The 26,422-nt window shown below is 71.8% G+C and carries 24 protein-coding genes; 13 read left to right on the top strand and 11 right to left on the bottom strand.

All coding sequences use genetic code 11. The annotated features are described in order from the left end of the window. From MKK69_RS24845 to denD, 3 genes are all read left to right on the top strand, one after another. On the top strand, positions 1-628 hold a 628-nt coding region (locus MKK69_RS24845), incomplete at its 5' end, for a hydroxypyruvate isomerase family protein (protein WP_243972351.1). Further along, a complete protein-coding gene (gene otnK, locus MKK69_RS24840) occupies positions 625-1,899 on the top strand; it encodes a 3-oxo-tetronate kinase (RefSeq protein WP_243972349.1) in 1,275 nt (424 codons plus the stop codon). The genes MKK69_RS24845 and otnK, both read left to right, overlap by 4 nt. A gap of 28 nt (positions 1,900-1,927) precedes the next feature. Further along, complete coding sequence (denD, locus tag MKK69_RS24835) at positions 1,928-2,905, top strand: D-erythronate dehydrogenase (RefSeq protein ID WP_243972347.1); 978 nt, start codon at positions 1,928-1,930, stop codon at positions 2,903-2,905. A gap of 4 nt (positions 2,906-2,909) precedes the next feature. Here the strand turns inward: denD and MKK69_RS24830 are convergent, their stop codons facing one another. After that, complete coding sequence (locus MKK69_RS24830; protein ID WP_243972345.1) at positions 2,910-3,311, bottom strand: type II toxin-antitoxin system VapC family toxin; 402 nt, start codon at positions 3,309-3,311, stop codon at positions 2,910-2,912. Next, entirely contained in the window at positions 3,311-3,547 is a 237-nt protein-coding gene (locus MKK69_RS24825) for a type II toxin-antitoxin system VapB family antitoxin (protein ID WP_243939712.1), read from the bottom strand. Before MKK69_RS24825 ends, MKK69_RS24830 begins: the two co-directional genes overlap by 1 nt. Before the next feature lie 83 nt (positions 3,548-3,630). On the opposite strand from MKK69_RS24825, the gene recQ reads away from it, so the two are divergent. The 7 genes from recQ (at position 3,631) to rlmN (ending at position 11,844) form a co-directional block, all read left to right on the top strand. Continuing rightward, on the top strand, positions 3,631-5,472 hold the full coding sequence (recQ, locus tag MKK69_RS24820; protein ID WP_243972343.1) for a DNA helicase RecQ: 1,842 nt from the start codon (positions 3,631-3,633) through the stop codon (positions 5,470-5,472). Between the two features lie 102 nt (positions 5,473-5,574). Continuing rightward, positions 5,575-6,816 (top strand): hydrolase, encoded by a 1,242-nt coding sequence (locus MKK69_RS24815; protein WP_409564875.1) that lies wholly within the window; start codon positions 5,575-5,577, stop codon positions 6,814-6,816. Between the two features lie 198 nt (positions 6,817-7,014). Beyond that, a complete protein-coding gene (purL, locus tag MKK69_RS24810) occupies positions 7,015-9,240 on the top strand; it encodes a phosphoribosylformylglycinamidine synthase subunit PurL (protein ID WP_243972341.1) in 2,226 nt (741 codons plus the stop codon). A gap of 24 nt (positions 9,241-9,264) precedes the next feature. Then, positions 9,265-9,501, top strand: a complete 237-nt coding sequence (locus MKK69_RS24805) for a BolA family protein (RefSeq protein WP_243972339.1) — start codon at positions 9,265-9,267, stop codon at positions 9,499-9,501. Positions 9,502-9,524: 23 nt separating this feature from the next. Further along, positions 9,525-10,022 (top strand): DUF29 domain-containing protein, encoded by a 498-nt coding sequence (locus tag MKK69_RS24800; protein WP_243972338.1) that lies wholly within the window; start codon positions 9,525-9,527, stop codon positions 10,020-10,022. Between the two features lie 42 nt (positions 10,023-10,064). After that, positions 10,065-10,403, top strand: coding sequence for a Grx4 family monothiol glutaredoxin (gene grxD / locus MKK69_RS24795; RefSeq protein ID WP_243972336.1), 339 nt, complete (start codon positions 10,065-10,067; stop codon positions 10,401-10,403). 166 nt (positions 10,404-10,569) lie between these two features. Further along, positions 10,570-11,844, top strand: coding sequence for a 23S rRNA (adenine(2503)-C(2))-methyltransferase RlmN (gene rlmN / locus MKK69_RS24790; protein WP_243972334.1), 1,275 nt, complete (start codon positions 10,570-10,572; stop codon positions 11,842-11,844). 143 nt (positions 11,845-11,987) lie between these two features. Here rlmN and MKK69_RS24785 read toward each other — a convergent pair whose 3' ends face one another. From MKK69_RS24785 to MKK69_RS24775, 3 genes are all read right to left on the bottom strand, one after another. Continuing rightward, positions 11,988-17,273, bottom strand: coding sequence for an alpha-2-macroglobulin family protein (locus MKK69_RS24785; RefSeq protein ID WP_243972332.1), 5,286 nt, complete (start codon positions 17,271-17,273; stop codon positions 11,988-11,990). Positions 17,274-17,405: 132 nt separating this feature from the next. Next, a complete protein-coding gene (locus MKK69_RS24780; RefSeq protein ID WP_243972331.1) occupies positions 17,406-17,705 on the bottom strand; it encodes an antibiotic biosynthesis monooxygenase family protein in 300 nt (99 codons plus the stop codon). Positions 17,706-17,722: 17 nt separating this feature from the next. Further along, positions 17,723-18,583, bottom strand: coding sequence for a Kdo hydroxylase family protein (locus tag MKK69_RS24775; protein ID WP_243972355.1), 861 nt, complete (start codon positions 18,581-18,583; stop codon positions 17,723-17,725). A 217-nt stretch (positions 18,584-18,800) separates the two neighbouring features. On the opposite strand from MKK69_RS24775, the gene MKK69_RS24770 reads away from it, so the two are divergent. Then, positions 18,801-19,238 (top strand): RNA polymerase subunit sigma-70, encoded by a 438-nt coding sequence (locus MKK69_RS24770; RefSeq protein WP_243972329.1) that lies wholly within the window; start codon positions 18,801-18,803, stop codon positions 19,236-19,238. A gap of 193 nt (positions 19,239-19,431) precedes the next feature. On the opposite strand, the gene MKK69_RS24765 is transcribed toward MKK69_RS24770, so the two are convergent. After that, positions 19,432-20,433 carry a GNAT family N-acetyltransferase gene (locus tag MKK69_RS24765; RefSeq protein ID WP_243972327.1) on the bottom strand — a complete coding sequence of 334 codons (1,002 nt, stop codon included), beginning with the start codon at positions 20,431-20,433 and terminating at the stop codon, positions 19,432-19,434. 160 nt (positions 20,434-20,593) lie between these two features. Further along, a complete protein-coding gene (locus MKK69_RS24760; protein ID WP_243972325.1) occupies positions 20,594-21,076 on the bottom strand; it encodes an Hsp20 family protein in 483 nt (160 codons plus the stop codon). Positions 21,077-21,308: 232 nt separating this feature from the next. Between MKK69_RS24760 and MKK69_RS24755 the strand changes: the two genes are divergently transcribed. Then, on the top strand, positions 21,309-22,301 hold the full coding sequence (locus tag MKK69_RS24755; protein ID WP_243972353.1) for an alpha/beta fold hydrolase: 993 nt from the start codon (positions 21,309-21,311) through the stop codon (positions 22,299-22,301). Positions 22,302-22,430: 129 nt separating this feature from the next. On the opposite strand, the gene MKK69_RS24750 is transcribed toward MKK69_RS24755, so the two are convergent. From MKK69_RS24750 to MKK69_RS24735, 4 genes are all read right to left on the bottom strand, one after another. After that, positions 22,431-22,955: a SixA phosphatase family protein gene (locus tag MKK69_RS24750; protein WP_243972323.1), complete on the bottom strand. Its 525-nt coding sequence runs from the start codon at positions 22,953-22,955 to the stop codon at positions 22,431-22,433. A gap of 98 nt (positions 22,956-23,053) precedes the next feature. Then, on the bottom strand, positions 23,054-23,905 hold the full coding sequence (locus MKK69_RS24745) for an AAA family ATPase (RefSeq protein ID WP_243972321.1): 852 nt from the start codon (positions 23,903-23,905) through the stop codon (positions 23,054-23,056). Positions 23,906-23,977: 72 nt separating this feature from the next. Then, positions 23,978-24,622, bottom strand: coding sequence for a hypothetical protein (locus tag MKK69_RS24740; protein WP_243972319.1), 645 nt, complete (start codon positions 24,620-24,622; stop codon positions 23,978-23,980). Next, entirely contained in the window at positions 24,619-25,878 is a 1,260-nt protein-coding gene (locus MKK69_RS24735; protein WP_243972317.1) for an ATPase, read from the bottom strand. Before MKK69_RS24735 ends, MKK69_RS24740 begins: the two co-directional genes overlap by 4 nt. Before the next feature lie 298 nt (positions 25,879-26,176). Between MKK69_RS24735 and MKK69_RS24730 the strand changes: the two genes are divergently transcribed. Further along, on the top strand, positions 26,177-26,422 hold a 246-nt coding region (locus tag MKK69_RS24730; protein WP_243972315.1), incomplete at its 3' end, for a cation:proton antiporter.

Raw genomic sequence — 26,422 nt, 5'->3', positions numbered from 1 at the left:
CGGCCTGACCCAGGCGCTGTTCAACCTGCCGCCCGGCGATTTCGCCAAGGGTGAGCGTGGCTTGGCGGCGTTTCCCGAGCGCTTCGATGAACTGAAGGCGGGGGTCGAGACGGCTTTGCGCTATGCCGAGGCGACCGGCGTCGGCCGGCTCCACCTGATGGCGGGGCTCGCGCCGCACGACGACCCGCGCGCCGCCGAGGCCTATCGCCGGGCGGTCGCCTGGACGGCGCAGCGCCTGGCGCCAGCCGGTCTCGACCTCGTCCTGGAGCCGATCAACGGCCGGAACATGCCGGGCTACTTCCTCAACGATTTCGGCCGGGCGGCGGACCTGATCCGCGACCTGGCGCTGCCGAACCTGAAGCTCCAGTTCGACCTCTACCATTGCCAGATCCTGCACGGCGACGTGACCATGCGGCTGCGCGCGCTGATGCCGATGATCGGCCATGTCCAGACCGCCAGCGTGCCGGACCGGCACGAGCCCGGCACCGGCGAGATGGATGATGTCTTCCTGTTCGACGAGCTGGACCGGCTCGGCTACGCCGGCTTCGTCGGCTGCGAGTACATCCCGGCCGCCGATACCGTCGCGGGCCTCGGCTGGCTCGCCGCCTACAAGGGGAACGCCCGATGAGCCTCGCCCTGGGATGCGTCGCCGACGACTACACGGGGGCCTCGGACCTCGCCAACACCCTGACCAAGGCGGGCCTGCGCACGATCCAGACCATCGGCGTGCCGGAGGCGGGCCGCGCCCTGCCCGAGGCCGATGCGGTGGTGGTGGCGCTGAAGAGCCGCTCGATCCCGGCCGACGAGGCCGTGGCGCGCTCCCGGGAGGCCGAAGCCTGGCTGCGGGCCCGGGGCGCCGCCCACGTGATGTTCAAGGTCTGCTCGACCTTCGATTCCACCGACGCGGGCAATATCGGCCCGGTGATGGATGCCCTGCGGGCTGACGCCGGCGAGGCCATCGCGCTGGTCACCCCGGCCTTCCCGGAGACGGGGCGCAGCGTCTACCAGGGCAACCTGTTCGTCGGCGCCGTGCCGCTGAACGAGAGCCCGCTGAAGGACCATCCGCTCAACCCGATGCGCGACGCCAACCTCGTGCGCGTGCTCGGGCGCCAGAGCGCGAGCCCGGTCGGCCTCGTCGACACCGCCACGGTCGCCCGGGGCGCGGAGGCCGTGGCGGCCCGCCTCGACGCCCTGGCGGCCGAGGGCAAGGGTGCCGCCATCGCGGACGCGATCTTCGACAGCGACCTCGAAGTGCTCGGCCGGGCGATCGTTCGACGCAAATTCTCCGTGGGCGCCTCGGGCCTCGGGCTCGGCCTCGCGCGGGCGCTCGCCGCCGACGGGCGCGGCACGAAGGACGCCGCCGGGGCGGCGATCGGCGAACCGGTGGGCGGAGGCGCCGCCTGCCTCGCCGGCAGTTGCTCGCAGGCAACGCTGCAGCAAGTCGCCGCCGCGGAGGCGCTGATGCCGGTGCTGCGCCTCGACCCGGCACGGCTGCTCGCCGGTGCCGACGTGGTCGCCGAGGCCCTGGCCTTCGCGGAGCAGCGCCTCGCCGCCGGCCCGGTTCTGATCGCCTCCTCGGCGCCCCCCGAGGCGGTGCGCGCCCTCCAGGCCCGGCACGGGGTCGACGCCGCCGGCCACGCCATCGAGGCGGCTCTGGCCGCCATCGCCGAGGGGCTGGTCGCCCGGGGGGTGCGCCGGCTCGTGGTGGCCGGGGGTGAGACCTCCGGCGCGGTGGTCGACCGGCTCGGCCTCAGCGCCTTCCTGCTCGGCCCCGAGATCGCCGCGGGTGTCCCCGTCCTGCGTAGTGCCGGACGGCCTGAGCCGATGCTGCTCGCCCTGAAATCAGGCAATTTCGGCGGCCCGGATTTCTTCGGCCGCGCCCTCGACATGATGGCGTGAAGCCTCACACTGTGACCGGAGGAATTGCATGCACGCCCTGATTCTCGGCGCCGCCGGCATGATCGGCCGCCGCCTCGTGGACGCCCTGGTGAAGGACGGCCGGGTCGGCGGCCAGCCGCTCACCGCGCTGACCCTGCTCGACGTGGTGCCACCGACGGCGCCGGCGGGGTTCTCCGGCCCGGTCCGGGCCGAGGCCGCGGATCTCACCGCCCCCGGCGCCGCCGATTCCGCCATCGCGGGGCGCCCGGAGGTGATCTTCCACCTCGCCGCGGTGGTCTCGGGCGAGGCCGAGGCCAACCTGGAACTCGGCTACCGGGTCAATCTCGACGGCACCCGCCTGCTCCTCGACGCGATCCGCCACGCCAACGCGGCGGACGGCTACCGGCCGAAGCTGGTCTTCACCTCCTCGCTCGCCGTGTTCGGACCGCCCTTCCCCAAGGTGATCCCGGACGATTTCATCCTGCGCCCGGCCTCCTCGTACGGCGTCCAGAAGGCCATGGGTGAACTGATGCTCGCCGACTACGCCCGGCGCGGCTTCCTGGACGGGATCGGCCTGCGCCTGCCGACCATCTGCGTGCGCCCGGGCAAGCCCAACAGGGCGGCCTCGGGCTTCTTCTCGGGGATCATCCGCGAACCGCTGGCCGGCCAGGAGGCGATCCTGCCGGTCCCCGATACCGTGCGGCACTGGTTCGCCAGCCCCGATGCCGCCGTGGGCTTCCTGATCCACGCGGCCGGGCTCGACCTTGCGGCGATCGGCCCGCGGATCAGCCTGACCATGCCGGGCGTCTCGGCGACGGTGGCCGAGGAGATCGAGGCCCTTCGGCGGGCGGCGGGCGACAGGGCCGTGGCGCTGATCCGGCGCGAGCCCGACGCGACCATCGCGCGGATCGTCGGCTCCTGGCCGGAGGCGTTCGAGCCGGAGGCGGCCCTCGCCCTCGGCTTCCGGGCGGACGCCTCCTTCGACGCGATCGTGGCGCAGCACGTTGCGGCGTTCCACGCCGGGTGAGGCGTTACGTCAGGGCGGAGCGGATATCGGTCCGCGGGAAATCGTCGCCGACGAACAGCAGGGGCACGCCGTGGACCTGCGCGCAGGCATAGGCGAAGCAGTCGCCGAGGTTCAGGCGGGCGGGGTGGCGGCCCTTGCCGAAACGGGCATGGGCGGTGAGGGCGAGGGCGGATTCCGCCGCCGAAATCGGCACGACTCGCAGACCTGCGATACGGATGAACGCGGCGACCTCCGTCTCGGCGTCTGCCACGGAGATCGCCTTCTTGCGCGCCACCGCGACCACCGTCTCGAAGACGGCGATGCCCGATGTCAGCGGCGTCATCGCGCCATCGAGGCAGTCCAGCAGGACGGCACGTTCCGGCTCGGCCGTCAGGATCGCCACGAGAGCCGAGGCGTCGACGAACATCACTCGTCGTTCAGGCTGTCGTAGAACGCCTTGTCGGCCTCCAGGCCCGTGCGCGGTACGGCATCCATCTTGTCGAGCAAGGGTTTCAGGCGTTCCGCGAGCGGCACGCGTCGGCTGCGCCGCGCGATCTCGTTTTCGAGCGCGATTCGCACTGCTTCGGTCTTGCTCACGCCGGCCCGCGATGCCAGCGTCTCGGCCAATTGGTTGACCTCTTCGCTGCGGATGTTGAGCGGCACGACAGCCTCCGTGTAGACGCAGGGAGGCTAGTGCCTACACACCAGAGCCGCAAGCGCGGCGCGTACCCCGAACAAGGATCCCGATGACCCGCCTCGACGAGGCCCGCGCCGCGCTGAAGAAGACGTTCGGCTACGAGGATTTCCGGCCCGGGCAGGACGAGGTGATCGGCGCGGTGCTGGACGGCGACGATGTCTTCGCCGTGATGCCCACGGGTTCGGGCAAGTCGATGACCTATCAGCTCCCGGCGCTCATCGATTCGGGCCTGACCGTGGTGGTGTCGCCGCTGATCGCCCTGATGCACGACCAGGTGCAGCAGATGCGCAGCGTCGGCGTCGAGGCCGCCACCCTCAACTCGACGGTGACGGAGGCGGAGTCGCGCGAGACTTGGCGCAGCCTGCGGTCGGGGGAGCTGCGCCTCCTGTTCGTCTCCCCCGAGCGCCTGCTGATGGAGGGGTGCATCGAGGCCCTGCGCGGGGCCGGGGTCCGGCGCCTTGCGGTGGACGAGGCCCACTGCGTCTCGCAATGGGGCCACGATTTCCGGCCCGAGTACCGGGAGATCGCCCGGGCCCGGACCGCGCTCGGCGACATCCAGACCCTGGCGCTCACCGCCACGGCCGACGCGGCCACCCGGACGGAGATCGCCGAGCGGCTGTTCCCGCAGGGCCGGCCGCCGAAGATCTTCGTCCATTCCTTCGACCGGCCGAACATCCGGCTGACCTTCCAGCCCAAGGACAACCCGGCCCGCCAGATCGAGCGGTTCCTGAAGCACCGCCGGGCGGAGAGCGGGATCATCTACTGCTCCTCGCGCAAGCGCGTCGAGCAGCTCGCCGAGACCCTCAGGAAGGACGGGTTCGACGCCCTGCCCTACCATGCCGGCCTCGACCAGGGGACGCGGATGCGGAACCAGGACCGGTTCCTCCAGGAGGACGGGGTGGTGATGACCGCCACGATCGCCTTCGGCATGGGCATCAACAAGCCGGACGTGCGCTTCGTCTGCCACGCCGACATGCCCAACAACGTCGAGGGCTACTATCAGGAGATCGGCCGCGCCGGCCGCGACGGACTGCCCGCCGACACGCTCACCCTCTACGGCCTGGACGACATGGCGCTCCGCCGCCGCCAGATCGACGAGAAGGAGATCTCCGACGAGCGCCGCCGGGTCGAGCGGCGCAAGCTCGAGGCGATGATCACCCTGTGCGAGGGCGCGACCTGCCGGCGTCAGTCGCTCCTCGCCTATTTCGGCGAGACGAGCGGCGCCTGCGGCCGCTGCGACCTGTGCCGCGGCGGCGTCACCCTGGTGGACGGGACGGTCCCGGCGCAGAAGATCCTCTCGGCCATCGTCCGCACCGGCCAGCGCTTCGGCGCGGCCTATATCTGCGACGTGGTCCACGGGAAGGAGAGCGAGCCGATCCGCCGCAACGGACATGCGAGCCTGAAGACCTTCGGGGTCGGTGCCGACAAGCCGGTGGCGGCCTGGCGGGCGATCCTGCGCCAGCTCTTCGCCGCCGGGGCCATCGCCGAGAATGCCGACGGCTACGGCGGCCTGTCGATGACCGAGAAGGGCGAGGCGATCCTGTACGGGCGGGAGCCGGTCCAGCTCCGCCCGGATCCGGAGCCGAAGGCGGAATCGCGCGAGCGCCGCCGTGCCGCGCCGCGCGAGGATGGCGAAAGCACCCTCTCCGAGGCCGACGAGGCCCTGTTCCAGCACCTGCGCGGGCTGCGCGCCACGCTGGCCCGGGCCGAGGGCATCGCGGCCTTCATGGTCTTCCCCGACCGGACGCTCATCGAGATGGCCCGTCAGAAGCCCGTCGACCTCTGGGCCCTGCGCGCGGTCCACGGGGTCGGCGAGCGCAAGCGCGAGGCCTACGGCGAACGGTTCGTGACGGCGGTCGCCGAGTTCCTGGCCCAGCCGCCGGCGGCGTAGGTCCGGCTCGGAGGACGATCGCCCTCGGCGCGCCGGGCCGGTTCGTGTAGGCAGGGCGCCCGCCTCTCAACCGAATCGATCGGACCCGTCATCTCGATAGAAGTGCCCGTCGCCGAGGCCCCGCGCCCCGGCGAAACCGCGGCCCCGTCGGTCGCGCGCGATCCGCAGACGCTGACCTCCCGCATCGTGTTCTACCTGCCGGGCTTCGACCCGCGCGAACCCGAGACCTATTGGGGCCTGTTCCGCCGCGAGGCCCGTCTCACCGCGGCGCGCCGCGGCGCCGCCATCGCGGTGGGCGATCCGGTCCGTTCGGCGGACGGGATCGCGCTCGCCTGGACGGTGCGGGCGCGCGGCGTCTCCACCCGCTACGTCCTCCTGCGCTGGGACGACGTCGTCCGCGCGCGCTTCCCGCAATCCGGCTGGGCGCGGCTGACGGGCGTCCCGGTGCTGCTCTGGCGGCTGTGGCGGTCGGGCTACATGGCCGACCTGCGCCGGAACGGCTGGCGCTTCTTCACGGTGATCTACGGCGTCCACGCCATCTACGGCGCGCTCGTTCTGCTGAGCCTCGGCGCGGCCTGGGGCCTCGCGACCCTGGCGCCGGCCGCGCTCCAGCCCTGGCCGCTCCTGGCGGTGCCGCCCCTCGCCTACGCGATCCTGGCGGGGCTGATGCGGGCGTCCCGCGGCAAGCCCTTCTACGTCGCGCACCTCGTGGACGACACCGCCTTCACCCACGCCTACGCGGCCGGGGCGGCGCCCGAGATCGCCCCCCGGCTCGACGCCTTCGCGGCGCGCATCAGGGCCGCGGAGCATGAGGCCGACGAGGTGGTGGTGGTCGGCCATTCCTCGTCGAGCTTCCTCGGCATCGAGGTGCTGGACCGGGTGCTCGCCCATGCCCCCGGCTTCGGCCGCGGCGGGACGCCGGTCACCTTCGTGAGCATGGGCAGCGTCATCCCGTGGCTCGGCCTCGACCCGGCCGCCCAGGGATTCCGGGATGTGCTCCTGCGCTTCGGGCGGGCGGCGCAGATCCGCTGGCTCGACCTGCGCGCGCCCTGGGACTGGCTGTCGATCCATCAGGGCCACCCGCTCGCGGCCTGCGGCCTCGTCCCCCCCGATCCCGGGCGCCCGGCCGTGCTCGGGGTGATGATCAGCGATCTCATCACCGGCGCCGACGTCCGCCGGCGCCAGTGGAACCTGTTCCAGATGCACTTCCAGCTGCTCATGGCGAGCCAGAGCGGCAGCGGGTTCGACTATCTCGATCTGGTGACCGGGCCGGAGCCGGTGCATGCCCTCGCGGCCCGATGCCGGGGGCACGCTCCGGGCACGGACGGCGAAGCCGAACTCTGACCGCAGGGGGCCGAGACGCGCCCCGGACAACCCCGCCCGGCCGTGGCGATCCACCCCCGTCCGCCCTCGATCGGCCCCGGGATGTTGCCAGCGCGGGCGCTTCCGCTCTAGAGCCGGGGCAGCCTGGATCCCCGCCCGGTTCGGGCTCGCCGCGGCACGCGTCTCCCGGGACGGGCCGCTTCCTGCCGAGACCGCCGCATGTTCCGCAACGACGTTCCCATCACCCCCGAGCTCGTGGCCCAGCATGGACTGACGCCGGACGAGTACGCGCGCTTCCGCGGCCTGATCGGGCGCGATCCGACGCTGACCGAACTCGGCATCGTCTCGGCGATGTGGAACGAGCATTGTTCGTACAAGTCCTCCCGCAAGCATCTGCGCGGGCTGCCGACCTCGGGCCCACACGTGATCCAGGGGCCGGGCGAGAACGCGGGCGTCATCGACATCGGCGACGGGCTGGCCTGCGTCTTCAAGATGGAGAGCCACAACCACCCGAGCTACATCGAGCCCTACCAGGGCGCGGCGACCGGCGTCGGCGGCATTCTTCGGGATGTCTTCACGATGGGGGCGAGGCCCATCGCTGCCCTCAATGCGCTCCGCTTCGGCTCCCCCGACCATCCGCGCACCCGCAGCCTCGTCTCCGGCGTGGTCGCGGGCGTCGGCGGCTACGGCAATTCCTTCGGCGTGCCCACCGTCGGCGGCCTGACCGGCTTCCACCGGCGCTACGACGGCAACATCCTAGTCAACGCCATGGCGGTGGGCCTCGCCCGCACCGACGGGATCTTCTACGCGGCCGCCGCCGGAATCGGGAACCCGATCGTCTATCTCGGCTCCAAGACCGGCCGCGACGGCATCCACGGCGCCACCATGGCGTCGGCCGAGTTCGACGAGGCCACCGAATCGAAGCGCCCGACCGTGCAGGTCGGCGACCCCTTCGCCGAGAAGCTGCTGCTGGAGGCCTGCCTGGAGCTGATGGCCTCGGGGGCGGTCATCGCCATCCAGGATATGGGCGCGGCCGGGCTGACCTGCTCGGCGGTGGAGATGGGCGCCAAGGGCGACCTCGGCGTCGAGCTCGACATCGACAAGGTGCCGGCCCGGGAAGAGGGCATGACCCCCTACGAGATGATGCTGTCTGAGAGCCAGGAGCGGATGCTCATGGTGCTTAAGCCCGGCATGGAGGCGCAGGCCGAGGCGATCTTCGTGAAGTGGGGCCTCGATTTCGCGGTGATCGGCCGGACCACCGACACGCTGCGCTTCGTGGTCAAGTGGCACGGGGAGACCGTGGCCGACCTGCCGATCAAGGAACTCGGCGACGAGGCCCCGCTCTACGACAGGCCACATCTCGCGAACACCCACCTGCCGGTGCTCGCGGCCTCGGAGGTCCCGGCGCCGGCCTCGCTGACCGACGCGCTGAAGCGCCTCGTCGGCTCGCCCGATCTGGCGTCCAAGCGCTGGGTGTTCGAGCAGTACGACCATTTCATCTTGGGCAACACCGTGCAGAAGCCCGGGGGCGACGCCGCCATCGTGCGGGTCGAGGACGGGCCGAAGGGCCTCGCGCTGACCTGTGACGTCACCCCGCGCTACTGCGAGGCCGACCCGGTCGAGGGCGGCCGGCAGGCCGTGGCCGAGGCCTGGCGCAACATCACCGCGGTCGGCGCCAGGCCGCTCGCCATCACCGACAATCTGAATTTCGGCAACCCGGAAAAGCCCGAGGTGATGGGCCAGCTCGTCGGCTGCCTCCAGGGGATCGGCGAGGCCTGCCGGGCGCTCGACTTCCCGGTCGTGTCCGGCAACGTGTCGCTCTACAACGAGACCAACGGCGTCGGCATCCTGCCGACCCCGACCATCGGCGGCGTCGGCGTCCTCGACGACGTGGCGCGCCACGCCACGATCGCCCTCAAGCGGGAGGGCGACGTGCTGGTGCTGATCGGCGCCGGCGAGGGCTGGCTCGGCCAGTCCGCCTATCTGGCGGTGATCGCGGGCCGGGAAGAGGGCGCGCCGCCGCCGGTGGATCTGGCGCTCGAGCGCCGCAACGGCGACTTCGTCCGCGGCCTGATCCAGGCGGGCACCGTCGACACGGTCCACGATCTCTCGGATGGCGGCCTCGCGGTGGCGCTCGCCGAGATGGCGATGGCGGGCGGCCTCGGCGCGGCGCTGCCCGACGTGCCGGTGGATCTGGCAGCCCACGCCTACCTGTTCGGCGAGGACCAGGGCCGCTACCTGCTCGCGGTGAAGCCGGAGGCCGCCAGCGACCTCCTCGCCGCCGCCGCGGCCCAGGGTGTCGAGGCGGCTTCCGTGGGCGTCACCGGCTCCGACCGTTTGACCCTGCCGGGCGGCGAGACCATATCGCTGGCCGACCTCACCGCGGCGCACGAGGGCTGGCTGCCCGCCTACATGGCGAGCCAGCCGGCGGCTCCGGCGTCCTGAACCCCCGACCCAAGGAATTTCCCGATGCCGATGGATGCGGGCGAGATCGAGCGCATGATCCGCGAGGCCCTGCCGGACGCGCAGGTCGAGATCCGCGACCTCGCGGGCGACGGCGACCATTACGCGGCGACGGTCCTGTCGTCGGCCTTCAAGGGCAAAACCCGGGTCGCCCAGCACCAGATGGTCTACGGCGCCCTCCAGGGCCGGATGGGCGGCGTGCTGCACGCCCTTGCGCTGACCACGGGCGTCCCGCAGGATTGAGCTGACCCGCGGGATCGCCCCCCATGGATGACCGGCCGAGCCTTTACGACGACGATATCGTGACCTGGGCCGAGGAGCAGGCGGCGGCTCTGCGCGCCCTCGGAACCCGAGGCGATCTGTCGAATGCACTCGATTGGGAGAACGTCGCCGAGGAGATCGAAAGCGTGGGGCGATCCCATTTGCGGGCGGTCGAGGGACTGCTGATCCAGACGCTCGCCCACCTCCTGAAGCGCGCCTCCGCGCCCCTCGCCCCATCAAGCTTGCATTGGAGGGAAGAGATCGCGACATTTCAGATCACGGCCTGGAATGCCTACGAGGCGTCTATGCGGCAGAGGTTGAACTGGCCCAGGATCTGGAAATCTGCGGTCACGACCGCGGAGGCTGGTCTCGGTGCCTATGGGAATCAGCTTCTTCCGGGGTTGCCGGAGGCGTGCCCGATCGTGCCCGAGGACCTTCTGTCGGACCATTTCGATATCGATCGTGCGCTGCGAACGATCGCCGCCTCGGTTGCGCGCCGCTGATTGAGACCGCACATACGAGACCGTAGAACTGAGGATAGAGTGATGACCGACGCCAACACGACCATCCAGAACGAGATCACCTCCCAGGACGTGGTGGTGTTCATGAAGGGCACGCCGCAGATGCCGCAATGCGGCTTCTCGGGGCAGGTGGTGCAGATCCTCAATTACCTCGGCGTGCCGTTCAAGGGCGTGAACGTGCTGGCCGACCAGGAAATCCGCGAGGGCATCAAGGCCTTCTCGAACTGGCCGACCATCCCGCAGATCTACGTGAAGGGCGAGTTCGTCGGCGGCTGCGACATCACCCGGGAGATGTTCCAGTCCGGCGAACTGCAGACCTTCCTGGCCGAGAAGGGCGTCCCGGTGAAGACCGCAGCCGCCTGAGCATATCGGGACTTCGCGAGACGGATCGGGGCGCCTGCGGGCGCCCTTTTGCGTGCCCGGCCGCCATCGCGCCCGGTCGGGTCACCCGTGGGCCGGGCGCATTCGCGTTCGCCGGTGCGATCGCGTATACCGAAGTCTTTCCCATCGCACGGATTGTTTGAACGCCATGGCGACGCCGTCGCTCGACAGCGCCCGCGCGGCCGAGGCCGCGATCGAGAAGGCCCCCGACCTCCAGCCGGAGGCGCTGCCCGGCCGGCGGCCATCCCTGGTCGGCCTCACCCGCGACGCCCTGAAGGCGCAGCTCGTCGGCATGGGCGTGCCCGAGCGCCAAAGCCGGATGCGCGCCGGCCAGATCTGGCACTGGGTCAATTTCCGCGGGGCGAGCGACTTCGCCGCGATGACCAATGTCGGCAAGGCCCTGAAGGCGCAGCTCGCCGAGCACTTCACCCTGGAGCGCCCCGAGGTGGCGAGCCGCCAGGTCTCCCGCGACGGCACCCGCAAGTGGCTGCTGCGCATGGCGCCGACCAACCCGCAGGAGCACAACCGCGGCGCCGAGATCGAGTGCGTCTACATCCCGGGCCCGGACCGGGGCACGCTCTGCGTGTCGAGCCAGGTCGGCTGCACCCTCACCTGCTCGTTCTGCCACACCGGCACGCAGCGCCTCGTGCGCAACCTCTCGGCCGCCGAGATCGTGCAGCAGCTCGTCACCGCCCGGAACGAGCTCGGCGACTGGCCCGGCCAGATGCCGAGCCGCGACGCGGGCGGGGCCGGCGAGGTCGGCCGGCTCGTGACCAACGTCGTGTTCATGGGCATGGGCGAGCCCCTGTTCAACCTCGACGCCGTGGTCGACGCGGTGGCGGTGATGTCGGATCAGGAGGGGCTCGGCCTGTCCCGGCGTCGGATCACGGTCTCGACCTCCGGGGTGGTGCCGCAGATCCCCCGCCTCGGCGAGGCGGCCAACGCCATGCTAGCGATCTCGCTCCACGCGGTGCGCGACGACCTGCGCGACGAGCTGGTGCCGCTCAACCGGAAGTATCCGATCGCCGAACTGCTCCAGGCCTGCCGGACCTATCCGGGGCTGAGCAACGCCCGCCGGATCACCTTCGAGTACGTGATGCTGAAGGGCGTCAACGATTCCGACGCGGATGCCCGCGAGCTGGTCCGCCTGCTCAAGGGCATCCCGGCCAAGATCAACCTGATCCCGTTCAACCCCTGGCCGGGCAGCCGCTACGAATGCTCCGACTGGGACCGGATCGAGCGCTTCTCCGAGATCGTGTTCAACGCCGGCTACGCTTCGCCGGTGCGCACGCCCCGGGGCCGGGACATCCTGGCGGCCTGCGGCCAGCTCAAGAGCGAGACCGAGAAGCTGCGCGCCCGCGCCCGGCTGATGCAGGAGGAGGGTCTCGGCGTGGAGAGCTTCTACGCCGGCGCCGACGACTGAACCGCTCACGGTTTCGCAAGGTCGAGACCTTTCGTGGGTGCAGGGCTCCGCCCCGACACCCCCCACGACCCCCCCCGGCCAAACGGCACGCCCTTTGGAAACCCGGACGGGCGCGGCGGCCCCGGAGCGGGTGCGTGCGCGCCCTACTTCACCGCCCCGACCGTCACGCTCCCCGAGGCAGTCCGGCCGAACCGGGCCGGGCGGTACATGTCCTCCACCGTGGCCCCCGGATGCACGTAGGTCCCGGGTGAGACCGCCCGGACCGTGTAGGCAACGGTGAAGAAGGCCGATTGGCCCGGATCGCGGTCGTAGGCCGCGACGAACCGGTCGTCGCGGAACTCGGTGTGGACCGGCTGCACGTCGGACTTGGCGAAGGCCAGCCCCTGGAGCGCGTCGGCGTCGAGCAGCTTCGGATTGTCGATCTCCAGGCCGGCCGGCAGGGGATCGACCAGCAGGAGGCGCGCGGCCTCCGCCTTGGCCTCGGTGACCTTGAGCACCACCACGAGCCGGTCGTTCTGGCGCAGGCCGCCCGCCGGATCGACGGGGCTGCCGTCGAGGCGGTGGAAGCTCCGCTCGATCGTGTAGCCCTGCGCCGCCGCCGGCTCCGGCGCCAGGGGGCTGCCGTTGACGGTCACGGCGACCTGCACGGGGCCGCGGCCGGTATTGACTAGCTGCACGCCCTGGTCGCCCAAGCCCGCCTCCCGGTAGACCCGGGCGAGCATCCCGGTCTGGGGCGCGCCGTCCAGGGTGAACGACAGGGCGCCGCCCTCGTTGGACAGGCTCTCGGCGGCGAGCACCAGCCAGGCATTCTCCTGCGTGCTCGTCACCCGCTCAGCCTGCTGCTCCTCGCCGAGCACCGCCACCACCGGGCCCAGGGCCGCCTGGGTGAGCCCGCTCTCGGCCGCCAGGGTGATCAGCCCGGCCCCGTCGCGTAGGCGGGAGCCGTAATCGGTGCGGTACAGACCCCTGTCCCGTTCGCCGCGCAGCACGGCGAGGGCCGAATCCATCGCCCGGGCGGCCCGGCCCCGGTCGCCGAGCAGCGCCAGGGCGGCGGCGAGCTGCGCCCGTCCCAGCGCCGACGAGAAGGCGGCGAGCTTGGTGTCGGCGAGGTAGCGCAGGTCCCCCATCACCGGCCGGCCGTTCCGGGCGAGCACATAGGCCGCATAGGCGAGGTCGGCGCCGCCGTTGCGCACCTCGGTGGCGTTGGCCACGGCGTTGCGCAGGTAGTCGAGGGCCTGCGCGAACGCCTTCTGCGGCACCGGGACGTTGCGCTCCCGGGCGCGGGTGAGGAAATCGGTCACGTAGGCGTCGAGCCAGAGGTCGCCCGACCCCTGCGCCGACCACAGGCCGAAATCGCCGCTCGAATCCTGGCGGGCGAGGAGCCGCTCGACCGACTCGCGCACCCGCTCGTCCGCGCCCGCGTCGAGGGCGAGCTTCTCCAGGGCGGCGAGCTTGTTGACGTAGAGCAGCGGCATCGCCCGGCTCACCACCTGCTCGGAGCAGCCATAGGGATAGCGGTCGAGCGCCCGGAGCAGGGCCGCGACGTCGACCCCCGTCAGGGGCGTGGCCGAGAGGGAGACGCTGCCGGTCCCGGGCTGCAGGTCGGCGAGGAGGTCCGGCGTCAGCGTCAGACCCGCCCCGGGGGCGAGGCTGCGCACCGAGCGGCGCAGCAGGGCGCCGGTCCCCGGGGAGATCCCGAGGGCGAAGCTCTGGCTCAGCGGCGCGGTCAGCCCGGGGCCCGACAGGGCGAGGTCGAGCCGGGCGGTGCCCGGGCCGGCGGCGGTGAGCGGGATCGCGAACTGGCCCTTGGCCCCGGCCTCCAGCCGCAGCGTCTGCCGCAGGGCGCCGGCGCCGACCACGACCGGGCCCGCCGGGCTGAGATCGACCGTGTAGTCGCCCGCCTGCCCCTCGACGTTATCGAGGGCCACGAACAGGCGCGTGCGGTCGCCGGTGTCGAGGAAGCGCGGCAGCGTCGCCGCGAGCACGACCGGATCGCGGATGATCACGTCGGCCTGGGCCTGCCCGACCCGGTCGCCGCTCCAGGCGGTGACCATCACGCGGCCGGTGCCGTTGAAGGCCGGGAGCGGGAAGGTGACGGTGGCCGCCCCGTCCGGCCCCACGGTCACGACGCCGGAATACAGGGCCAGCGGCGCCTGGGTCGGGGGCGAATCGGCGAGTTCGGCGCCGCCCGCGTCGCCGCCGGAGCGGATCGCCCCGGCCGAGCCCTGCATGCCGTCGATCAGGTAGCCGTAGAGGTCGCGGAATTCCGGCCCCAGCGCCCTCTGGCCGAGGAAGTACTGGGTCGGATCCGGCGCCGCGTAGCGGGTCAGGTTGAGGATGCCGACATCGACCAGGGCCACGGTGATCCGCGCCGGCTCGCCGGCCTTCAGCCCGGTGAGCTGGACCGGCAGAGTCAGGTCCTGGCGCGGGCGTGCCCGCTCGGGCGCCGTCACGGCGACGCCGAGGCTGCGCCGCGCCCGGTCCACCGAGAACCACGCCAGCCCCAGCGCCCGGCCGGGCAGGCGCTTGGCCGCCTGGTCGAGGGGCCGGTAGGCGGAGGCCACCAGATAGGCGCCCGCACCCCATTCGGCCTTCACCGGCAGGCTGACCGTGGTGCCGCCCTCCGGCACGCCGACCTCCAGGGTCTCGTGCACCCGGTCGCTGACCACCATCAGGCTGGCCTGCCCCCTGAACTTCGGGCTCAGCCTGGCCCGCAGCGTGTCGCCGGCCGCGTAGGCGGGTTTGTCGAGGGTCAGGTCGAGGAGGTCGGGCGCGTCCGCCGTCTCCGAGCCGCCCCAGCCCACCTCGAAACCGAGGCTCGCGCCCGCCTCGGGGGCGCCCGGGGCCGAGACCTCCAGGCGGTAGCGGCCGAGGCTCACCGGGGCCTCGATCCGGCCCGGCGCGCCGGCCTTCAGGTCGACGGTGCCGTCGGCCACCCGCCGGGCCGTCTTGACCGCCTCGAACGACCAGCGCCCGTCCGCCCGGTACCATTGATAGGACTGGTCGATCCGCGACAGGGTCCAGCTCACCCCCGGCCGGGCAAGGAGCGCCCCCTCGGGCGTCGCGAGCACCACGTCGAACCCCGCGATCCCGCCGTCCTTGAGATCCGCGAAGCCCTTGCGCAGGGCCAGCACCGGATGATCCGGAAGGATCGGCAGGGTCAGGCTGCGCGACAGGGCCCGGCCGCCGGGCTCCCCCACCGCCAGGGTGATCTTCGCCTCCAGGGCGCGCGGTGCAGCAACCACCGGCACCGGTACCGCCACGGCGACACTACCCTGCGCGTCGGTGGTCGCGCGGTCCTGAAGCTCCTGCGTAACCGGCTCGACGGCCTCGTCGTCGAGGCCGATGGCATAGCCCTCAAGCCCCGCGATGCCGCTCGCCGCGGCGGCCTGGACCACGACGCTGCCTGACACGTCGAGATCCGCCCCCGGGGCGCCGTAGAGGTAGCGCGCGGCGACGTCGACCTGCGCCGCCTCGCCCCGGCGCAGGGCCGGCTGCCGGGGCTTCAGGCTCACCTCCAGCCGTTCGGGGACGTAATCCTCCACGAGGAAGCTGGTCTCGCCGATCGCGGGCGCCTTCGGGTCGGTGTAGGCGGTGACCCGCCAGGTGCCGTGCATGGAGCCCGACAGGAGCGGCAGCGGCAGCGCCCGGCCGCCGAGCCCCTGGTCGGGCACCGAGACGCGCCGGTACTCGACGCCGTCCGGCCGCTTCACCACCAGGGTCAGCGGCAGGTCCGGGACCGCCGCGCCGCGGGGGTCGCGCAGGAGGGCGGTGAGCTGGACGGTCTCGCCCGTCCGGTAGACCCCGCGCTCCGGGAACAGGTAGGCGTCGAGGCCGCCGGCCTCGGGCCGGCCCTTCACGCCGCGGTCGGTGAGGTCGAAGGCGCCGAGGTTGAGGTCGAGGAAGCCGTAATCGTCGCCCCGTTGGGCGACCACGAGGCTCGGCGCCGTCCCGCCCTCCCCGCGCGCCAGCCCCGGATCGAAGGCGGCGTGCCCCTGCGCGTCCGTCGTGCGCGTGCCCAGCACCTCGTTGTTGCGGGCGATCAGCCGGATCTCGGCGCCCGGCATGACCTGCGCGGAGGCGAGCGAGCGCAGGACCACGTGGACCCCGTCCCGGCCCTTGGTCGCGGTCAGCCCCAGATCCGAGACCACGAACCACTGGGTCGCCTGGGCGTCGTAGCCCGCGTCGTCCGACGCGGCCGTGCCGGTGGGACGGGCCAGCATCACGTAGATCCCGGGCTCCAGCTTGCCGACGGCCTGCAGGACCGGGAAGGCGGTGACCGCCTCCTGGTTCAGCTCGGCCGTGGCGGTGTCGAGGGTGCCCGTCCAGACGCGCACGCCCTTCTCGGACGCGATCGTCCGGGCGGTGGCGCCGCTGAGCTGACCGAGGAAATCCTCGGAGCGCAGGGTCGGCAGCAGGCCGCGGTCGCCGATGCGCAGCACCTCGACGTCGAGCTTGGCGGCGTTCACCGTGACCAGGGGCACCCCCGCCTGGCCCGTGCGCGGCAGGACGTAGTTGCGGCCGGTGAAGCGCACCTGCGGGGCGCGGTCGCGTACGTAGATCTCGTAGTCGGCGGCCTTGAGCAGGCTCTCGCCGATCGCCGAGGGCAGGCCCTGGCGCAGGACGATGGCGTAGCGACCGCCATGCCTGAGCCCGTCGACGCAGATCTGGGAGCCCTCCCCGGTCACCGCGGCCGCGCTGCTGCCCGACACGGCCACGAAGGGGGCGAAATCCGTCTTGGGCCTCACGGCTTCCGAGAAGGTGAAACAGGCGCGCGGGGCCGCCCCGTCGGCATCGACCGTGTAGGCGAGGATGCGGAAGCCGTGCGCGGCCCGCAGCGTCTCGTAGGTCGCGCGGACGGCACCGTCGTCGGCCAGCGCCAGGCTCGCCGCGTAGGCATCGAGGGCCGGGCGCCAGAGTTCCTGCTCGGCCTGCGTGGCGCCCAGCAGCGCCAGGGACGCCGCGGCGTCGCCGGCCGAAGCGGCGCGCTCGTAGGCTTGGTAGGCGGCGGCCGTCGCCCGATCGCGCAGGCGTGCCCGGCCCTGATCGTCGTTCTCGTCCAGCGTGGGGGCGGCCGCGGCGGCCGCGCGCGCGTAGGCCTGCCAGTTGCGCGGATCGGCCGGGTCGGCCGTCACCGCGGCGGCGAGCGGCGCGAGGGCCTCGTCCGGCTTGTCGGCGGCGAGCAGCGCCTGGCCGGCGGCGCGGGACTGGGCGGCCGGCCGGAGCGGACCGCCGGCCTCCCCCTTGAGTGCCGTCTCGAGGCGGATCGCCTCGCTGGCGAGGTCGGTCCGGACGAAGGTTTTGGAGAACGGCGCGGCGGCCGCCGGCCGCGGGGCGGTGCGGGCCGCCGGCGCGGTCTGGGCGAGGGCCGGTGCGGCGGCGCATCCGAGCAGAAGCAGGACACCCGCGAGCCGTCCGAGTCGCGCCATCAGCTTGTCCCCCGAGCCTGTCCCCGAAGTGTCGCCTCCCCGATGATTCGCTCCCGGGGCCGTCGCTCGGGAGCCTAGCACCGACGGAGGGCGCAGCAACGCTTCGGGCCCCGGGGACCCGATCGGGGCCGCTCAGAACGCCTTCAGGACCTGCTCGGTATGCTCGACCGCCACCGGCCCGGCGAAGCAGTGGGAGACCAGGGCGCGGTAATCCTGCCAGGGTTGCGAGCCGGTGAAGTCCTTGGTGTGGGCCTCCAGCGTGTCCCAGTGGATCATCAACCGGTAGCGCTGCGGATGCTCGATGGAGCGCCGCACCTCGAAGGCCCGGCAGCCCTTGGCCTGCCTGAAGATGGCGGAGGCCTCGGTGATGCCCGCCTCGAATGCGGCTTCCATACCCGGCTTGATCTCGATCTGCGCGATTTCGAGGATCATGATGTGACGTTCCTCTCTCAGGTCCGAAGGGGGCGGCCGAGCTTGGCCGCCAGGATGCGCTGCGGGCTCAAGGACGGGTCGGCCTGGGCGGTGACCGGCAGGTAGGCGGTCTGTTCCAGCATGTAGCGGCCGCCCATGGCCCCGTGCATCACGAGGTCCGAGAAGGTCACCCAGGTCGCGCCGGGCTGGAATTCCACGTCGGCCTGGGGTGCCTCGGCCTGGTAGGTCTCGTCCTGCTTGAGGGCGTCGTGCAGGTGCAGCATCAGGTGGTCGTATTCCGAGCGCTTGGCCTTGGTGATGCGGAGCGCCGCGAGCAGGCGGGCCGGGAGCGGCGCGTAGCCCGGCAGCCGCGGCAGGAATTTTTGCGCCATCGACCCGAAATCCTCGCCGACGCGCCAGCGGCGCGGCTCCCCCGACGGGTTGATGTTGCGGAACACCCGCAGGATCCGCTTCTCGCCGATCGGGTTCGACGGGAAGGCGTCGACGTGGAGCCGGGTGTCGTCGCGCCGCCAGCTGAGCTTGCGCTGATCCACGTCGAAGGGGCGGTAGGAGGTGCCGGCGAGGCTGACCCGGTCGGCGTAACCGGGCAGGTAGGTGCCGATCAGGTCCCGGGCGAAGGCGCGGTACCGGATCAGGAGCTGGCGCAGGGCCTCCTGCTCCTCCGGGGTGCCGGCCGCCCCGCGCAGCTCTGCGGCCTCACCGCGGATGCTGACGTTCTTGGCCTTGCCGTCCGCGAAGGGCCGCGCGGTGAACCGGCGCTCGAAATCGCTGAACGGGAAGGGCAGGTCCGGGAACAGCAGCACCGCCCCGGCCTCCAGCTCCCGGGCCAGGGAGCCCTGCGTCTCGCCGGGGACGACGGTGCGGATCGGGCTGATCATCGTGTGCGGGCTGGCGCTGCCGGAACGGGTCGGCCCCCTGTAGCCGAGCCGCCGCGGGGACACCAGGGGCGGCGGTCCGGCGCCATTTCCGGTGGATGACACCGTCCGTCCACCGACACGGGGGCGGGCGCCCGTCCCGGGTGCTTGCGCAACGGTCGCGTTCCCGGCACGTTCTCGCACCAGTACCGGCCCCTGAGCCCGGCGGAGGATGGCGCCGATGGCGACCCTGAAGGAATTCGAGGAAGCCCTGCGCGAGCACGGCATGAACATGGCGCTGGCGCTTCTGGAGCGCCTGCGCGAACGCGACCGCGCGACCCGCACGGTCAAGCCGGCCCGGCGTTTGACCGGCCAGAAGATGACTCCGGAGCTGGCCCGATCAATCCTGGACCTGCATGCGACGACCGGCATGACCCAGCAGGAGATCGCCTTCAAGGTCGGGGTCAATCAGGGCCGGGTCAACGAGGTGATCAAGCGCGGCAAGTGGCTGACCGACGATCCGAGCGCCCCGGAGGCGGTGGCCCGCGACAGGGCGGTCGCCCGGATGCGCGGCGACCCGAAGCCGAAGAAGCCCGCCGCCGCGGCGCGTCCCAAGGAGCGCAAGACGGCGGCCCCGAAGGCGCGCAATCAGGGCCAGCTGGCGCTGGGGGATCTGTAGGAGACGGCGAGAGGGTTTGGTCGCCCCTCCTAACAGACCCCTTCATCCTGAGGTGACCGCGAAGCGGGCCTCGAAGGAGGGCTCCAGGGATCGCGGCGCCATCTCGAGGGCTCCTTCGAGGCCTCCGCTCTGCTCCGGCACCTCAGGATGAGGTGGTTGGATGGGATGACGGCACCGGGGCACTCCGGTCCGCTTACCCCGCAGGCGCGAAATGTCCGCGGTAGCGGGCGCCGATCGCCTCCACCGGCAGCGTCACGAACACGTCGGTGGTGCCGAACTGGCGGTCGATCACCGCGCCGTCGCCGAAGGTGGCGCCGAGGCGCAGGTAGCCCTTGATCAGGGGCGGCAGTGCCTGCAGGGCGGCCTTGGGGTCCACCGCCTCGCGCGGCAGACGATCCATCGCCACCGCGCGCTCCGGCAGCGGCCGCACCCGCCAGCCCTCGGGGGCGCGGGCATGGTGGTGGAGGAAGGCGAGCGGCAGGGCCAGCCGGTCCGGATCGGTGCCCTCCAGGCTGGCGCAGCCGATCAGCGCGTCGATCCGGTGGTGCAGGACGTAGGCGTAGATCCCCTGCCACAGGAGTTCGACGGTGCGCTTGCTCCGGTAGGGCTTGAGCACGCAGGAGCGGCCCAGTTCCAGGAGTCGCCGGTGGCCCTGGGCCGCCAGCAGCGGCGCGAGGTCGTACTCGCCCTCGGAGTAGAATCCGGCATGGCGCTCCGCCACGTCACTGCGCAGCAGGCGATAGGTCCCGACCACCTTGGGCCGGTGCTCGACGAACGGCTTCTTCCGCCGCTTGGCCCCGTGGTCCAGGACGAGGAGGTGGTCGCAGAGCGCGTCGTAGGCATCGGCGTCCCGGCGCGACAGGGCCGCGAGCCCGGTGGGGACCGCCGACATCTCCTCGTAGAACACCTTGAAGCGCAGGCGCTGCGCCCGGCGGATCTCGGACTTCCTGGTCGCCAGCCGCACTTCGAGGTTGCCGATCCGGCCCAGGCTGCGGCCCTCGAACGGTTCGGGCAGGCGGATCGCCTGCTCGGCCGACAGGATTTCGGCGATGCCGGCCGGGCCGCCCGCGAGGTCCCGGCGATGCATCTGCCGGCGGCGCAGCTTCGCGATCGGCGCGCCGACGCCCCATTGCACGCCCCTGTGCCAGCCGGCTCCGAGCGCGCTGTAGGCTCCGCGGGCGAGATTGGCGACCATGGTCCGGTTCACTCCGGGCGCGCGTCATGCGCCGCTTCGCCGGAAACAGAGCACGAAGCGCACACGCGATTATGACAGCCGACACATGAAAAGCCCCGGCCGGGCGGCCGGGGCGCTTCAGAGCTTTGCAAGAGGGTCCGAAGCTCGCGTGCGGGCGGGATCAGGCCGCCTGCTGGACCGCATCCTTGCGGACGTCACCCTCGATCACCGGGGCGCCGGCGCGGCCCGCCGTGGCGATCTGGATGCGGCGCGGCTTCTTCGCCTCCGGAACCTCGCGGACGAGGTCGATGTGGAGGAGGCCGTTCTCCAGGGCCGCACCCGTCACCTGGACGTGGTCGGCGAGCTGGAAGCGGCGCTCGAAGGACCGGGCCGCGATGCCCTGATGCAGGAACTCGGCCTTGGACTCGGCCGTGCGCTCGCCCTTCAGCGTGAGCGCGTTCTCCCGCACCTCGATCGACAGGTCGGACTCGGTGAAGCCGGCGACCGCGACGGTGATGCGGTAGGCGGTCTCGCCGGTGCGCTCGATGTTGTAGGGCGGGTAGGTGGGCGCAGCCTCGGCGCTGGCGAACTGGTCGAGGGCGGAGAACAGCCGGTCGAAGCCGACGGTGGAGCGATAGAGGGGGGCGAGGTCGAACTGACGCATGACATATCCTCGTGTGAGCAACATGTTGGATCGGTCCGCCCGAAGGGGCCGGACCCGTCTCTCGTGCCGCCCGGAGGCCGGCACGGGTGAGATATCGGGAGGGAAAAATCGGGCTTCAAGTGGCCGCGCCATGGCGGCCGGCGGGATTTTTTCGCTACGATCCGGCGGTGGACCGACGTGCTGAGGTGGGCCCGTGAGACGCTTCGACGGTGAGACCGGGGGAGAGCCGCCGCTGCTGACCCTGCGCGGCACGCCCGACAACCCGGTGCCGCCGGGCGGCACGCTGATCGCGGTGGGCACGCGCGACGATTGCACCCTGCGGGCGGCCTACTGGCCTGCGGCGACCCGGACCTGCCGGGGCACGGTCTGCCTGCTGCAGGGCCGGGCCGAGTTCATCGAGAAGTATTACGAGACGATCCACGACCTGCGCGCCCGCGGCTTCGCGGTCGTGGCCTTCGACTGGCGCGGCCAGGGCGAGTCGGACCGGCGGGTGGACGATCCGCACAAGGGTCACGTCGCCCGCTTCGACGATTACCGGCTCGACCTGAGGGCCGTGGCCGAGACCGTGCTGGTGCCGCTGATGCCGGAGCCGCATATCGGCCTCGCGCACTCCATGGGCGGCTGCGTGGCGCTCCTGGCGGCGCTCGACGGCGCGCTGCCGTTCCGCCGCCTCGTGGCGCTGGCGCCGATGCTGTCGATCCGGATGATCCGCTGGCCGGCGGGGGCGGCCCTGCTCTCGCGGGGCCTGCACCGCCTCGGGCTCGGGGGCCGCTACATCCCGTTCGGCAAGCCGGTCTCGATCGCCACCAACCCCTATGCCGGCAACCGTCTCTCGCGGGATCCCGTCCGCTACGCCCGCAACGCCGCCGCGGCCCGGCAGGTCGGTGCCGGCGCCGTGGGCGACCCGACGATCGCGTGGCTCTCCGAGGCGTTCCGGGCGATGGCGCGCCTGCGCGACCCGCGGGCGGCCCCGCGCATCGCCGTGCCGACCCTGATCGTCGCGTCGGGGGCCGACCCGGTCTGCGGCACCCCCGATACAGAGCGCTTCGCCGCGCGGCTCAAGGCCGGGCACATCCTGGTCCTGCCGGATTCGCGCCACGAGATCCTGTCCGAGCGCGACGCGATCCGGCAGGATTTCTGGGCGGCCTTCGAGGCGTTCGTGCCGGGCTCCCCCCTGCCCTCCCACGCGGAGGTCGCCACGCACGCCGCGGTGCCGGTGGCCTGACGGGGTTTCGAAAGGGCGAGCCCTTTCGCGGGTGCAGGGCAGCGCCCTGCTGGGCTCGGGCGAAGCCCGACATCGGGGTTTCACCCCGATACCCCACCAAAGGGCTCGCCCTTTGGGATCCCAAAGACTTCAGCCGCCCAGATCCGGATCGATGTCGCGGGGGCGCACGAACCGGTCCAGGCGCCCCTGCCCGGGGGCGATCTCGGCCCAGCGTTCCGTGTCGAAATCGATCACCACGTAGGCGGCGGTCGGAAATTCGAGGGCCAGGCGGTTGCGGGCGTCGCGCGGCCCCTCCCCGGCGAGGTCCGCGGCGAGGTCGCCCAGCCCCGGATTGTGGCCGACGACCATCACCGTGGCCGCCGTGTCGGGCGCCGCCCCGATCACCGCCAGGATCCGGTGTGCCGGCGCCTCGTAGATCTCCGGCTGCCAGCGGGTCTCGGGGTCGCCGAGCGCGGCCGCCATCGCCGCCCAGGTCTCCCGGGTGCGCTGGGCCGTCGAGACCAGGGCGAGGTCCGGACGCAGCCCGTCCTGCGCGAGACGGGCGCCCACCGCCGGCGCCGCCCGCCGGCCCCGGGGGTTGAGCGGACGTTCGCGGTCGGCGACGCCCGCCGGTCGGTCCGACTTGGCGTGCCGCAACAGGATCAGCCTGCGCATGACGTGAGCCCCTGGCCAGAAATCCGGACCGGCGCCGCGGTCTCGCCGGGCCGGGTTAGCCGAAAGCGCGGCGCGCGGGAACCGCGGCGGTTCGGATGTCAGCCGCCCCGCTGCTCCCGCCGCATCATGAAGGCGAGCTTCTCGAACAGGCTGACATCCTGCTCGTTCTTCAGGAGCGCCCCGTGCAGCGGCGGGATCAACTTGCGGCCGTCCTGCTCGCGCAGGGTCTCGGGGGCGATGTCCTCGGAGACGAGGAGCTTCAGCCAGTCGAGCAGCTCCGAGGTCGAGGGCTTCTTCTTGAGGCCCGGCACCTCGCGCATCGCCAGGAAGGTCCGCAGGGCCTCCTCGACGAGGCGGTGCTTGAGGCCTGGATAATGGACGTCGACGATGCGCTGCAGCGTCTCGGCGTCCGGAAACGTGATGTAGTGGAAGAAGCAGCGGCGCAGGAACGCGTCCGGCAGCTCCTTCTCGTTGTTCGACGTGATGATCACGATCGGCCGGCGCACGGCCTTCACGGTCTCGCCGGTCTCGTAGACGTGGAACTCCATCCGGTCGAGTTCGGTCAGGAGGTCGTTGGGGAACTCGATGTCGGCCTTGTCGATCTCGTCGATGAGCAGGACCGGCCGCTCGGGCGCGGTGAACGCCTCCCACAGCTTGCCGCGGCGGATGTAGTGGCCGATCTCAGAAACCCGCTTGTCGCCGAGCTGCGAGTCGCGCAGCCGCGAGACCGCGTCGTACTCGTAGAGGCCCTGCTGGGCCTTGGTGGTCGACTTGATGTTCCAGACGATCAGCGGGGCGTTCAACCCCTTGGCGATCTCCTCGGCCAGCACGGTCTTGCCGGTGCCCGGCTCGCCCTTCACCAGGAGCGGCCGTTCCAGGACCACGGCGGCGTTGACCGCGGCGGTGAGGTCGGGGGTCGCGACGTAGGACTCGGTTCCGGAAAATCGCATCGCGCTCTCGGAGAAACTGGCCTGGACGCAACCGGTAGCGCGTGGCGACGCCGCCCCGCAAGCGAGCCGGGCCTAACCCTTCTCGTGCCAGACGCAGTTCCGGGCCAGGATCTCCAGGTTCACGTCGGATTTCTGCGGCTGCGGCAAGGTCTTGCCGTCCATGGCGAGGTCGATCTTGATCTCGACCTGACCCTTGGACTCGTTGGAGCGGCGGGAGAAGTAGCAATATTGCTGGTAGGGCTGGTCGGCATTGTCCTTGAAGTTCCAGCCGGTCACGATCTGCCCGTCGAGGTAGGGCACCTGCTTGAACACCGTGAAGGTGGTGTTCACCGCCGCCTTCGAGGCCGGGGCGGCGTCGCTGCCGAGCTGCGCCCGGGTGGGCGTCGGCGTGCCTCCGCCCATCTTGGGCAGGCCCTCGAGCTTGAGGGTGTTGTCGGTCAGCGTGACCTCGCCCTTGGTCTTGAGGGTCACGTCCGAGAGCGCGGTCTGCATGGCGGCGGCGATCTTCTCCGCCGCGGTGTCGAACTGGTTGAGCGTCGCCCAGCCATAGGCCGCCGCCCCGACGCCGATGCCCGCGAGGCACGCGAAGGCGCCGAAGCCGAGCGCCCGGAACAGGAAGGCGCGGGCGGCGACGTAGCTTGAGTCCGCCCGCAGCCGGGAATTCACCTGCTGGGCGAGGGCGACGTTCTCCGGCGTGCCGTTGGCGACGTAGTTCATGCGCCGGCTCCCGCGGCCGGGAGGGTCTGGCCCGGATGGGTCTGTCCGGGCAGGGCCTGCTGGCCCGGTACGGGCCGGTTCATCGGGATCACCGCGCCCGAGGCATTGGCCGCCCGGGGCAGGATCGGCTCAGGATTCGAGCGCAGGGCGTCGGCGATGGCGTCCAGCATGTAGGGGGCGGCCTCCGGGTTCACGGCGGCGCCGAGGTCGTCCTCGTCCATGAAGGTCCGGCGGGTGGAAACCGCGCACAGCGCCAGGATCGTCGACGCGAAGGCGGCGCAGAGGGCCGGCACGAACACGAAGATCCGCAGGAAGGCGTGGACCTGGCGCTCGCTCACGTCGATCGGGTCGACCCCGTAGACCATGGCGGTGAAGGAGTGGAGCTGCGAGCGGTTGACCGCGTTGCGGTAGGCCTGCTCGGCATCGGCCACGTGCCGGTCGGCGGCCCCGGGATCGAGGGCCGCCCGGGCCTTGCGGGCCTCCTCGAGGTTCTTGATCAGCGCGGCGCGGTCCGTTGAGGCCTTGGTGACTCCCGCCGAGAGGGCGGCCACCCGCGGGTCGGCCAGGCATTTCAGGTTCTGGTACTTCCGGCCCTTGCTGTTGGTCCCGAAGACCCGCTCGCAGCGCTGGGCCGGCAGGCCGGCGAGCTGCTGGGCGTTGTCGGAGGCGCGCTTCTCGATCTGGTCAAGCTCGGCCGTGTACTGCGCCACGCGCTCGTCGGCCGCCTTGATGCGGTCGCCGATCGTGGCGCGGTCGGCCTGAGCGTCCTTCAGGGCGGTCTTGGCCTTGGCGGCCTCCATCAGGCGCGGGTGGAACATCATCTCGCCGAGCTGCGACACCGACTTGGTGGTCACGCCGGCGGCGAAGACGATGCCGAGCACGGCGAGGGCGCGCACGAAATACGAGCGCTGGGTGCGGGCCAGGATGCCGAGGGGGACCCGGCACAGCTCCACGGCGGCGTAGACCAGGGGCGCCAGCAACATGAAGTAGAACGCGTGCCAGTCGCCGTCGCTGTACACGCTGGCGAATAGCCACGCGCCCCAGAGCGAGGCGCCGATCACCATGAACTCGACGAGGTAGGCGATCGCCACGTAGCCCCACTTGACGCGGTAGCCCCGGTCGATGTGCCGCTGGTGGTGCCAGCGGTCGGATTCGAGTCTCCATTCCCGCTGCTCGCGCTTGCGGTCGCGGCTCGGAGGGGCGGCCGGGCCGGAGAAAATCGATTTGATGGAAATCATCGGCCTCGTCGCATCCATCGGGTCCAGTCCCGGGCACGGCCCGCCCACGCTTAACCCTCGGTTAACTCCCGCGTGTATGCGTGCATTGTGCCGATTTTGGGCCGCGTTGCACGCCTCGACCGTCCGGGCGCCTGTGGGCACCGGTCCGGTGGCCGAAATGTCTCACCCGGATCGTGTATCCGGCTTGTGTCAGATCGCACGCGGCCGGCCGCGCCGGCGCCGAAACCGGTTGCCCGCCGGGCGGAGGCGACCCATGATCGCGCAGCCGTGATCGGCGCCTGCTCCGTCCCGAACAGCGAGGTTCGATCCGCCGCCGATGCCAGAGCTCCACGCCGGCTCCTACAAGGAAGCGATCCTGTTCCTCGTCACCGCGGGCATCGTGGTGCCGCTGTTCCACCGTCTGCGGATCTCGCCGGTGCTCGGCTTCATCGGCGCCGGCGCCCTGCTGGGACCCTACGGCCTCGGGCGCTTCGCCGACGATCATCCCTACGTGCACCTCTTCACCATCGGCAACCGCACGGAGATCGCGCATCTCGCCGAGTTCGGCGTGATCTTCCTGATG

Source organism: Methylobacterium sp. J-026 (assembly GCF_022829585.1).
In the GTDB taxonomy this organism is placed as follows: Bacteria; Pseudomonadota; Alphaproteobacteria; order Rhizobiales; family Beijerinckiaceae; genus Methylobacterium.
The sequence above is the reverse complement of the archived record's forward strand: the minus strand, read 5'-3'. Positions and strand labels throughout refer to the sequence as shown.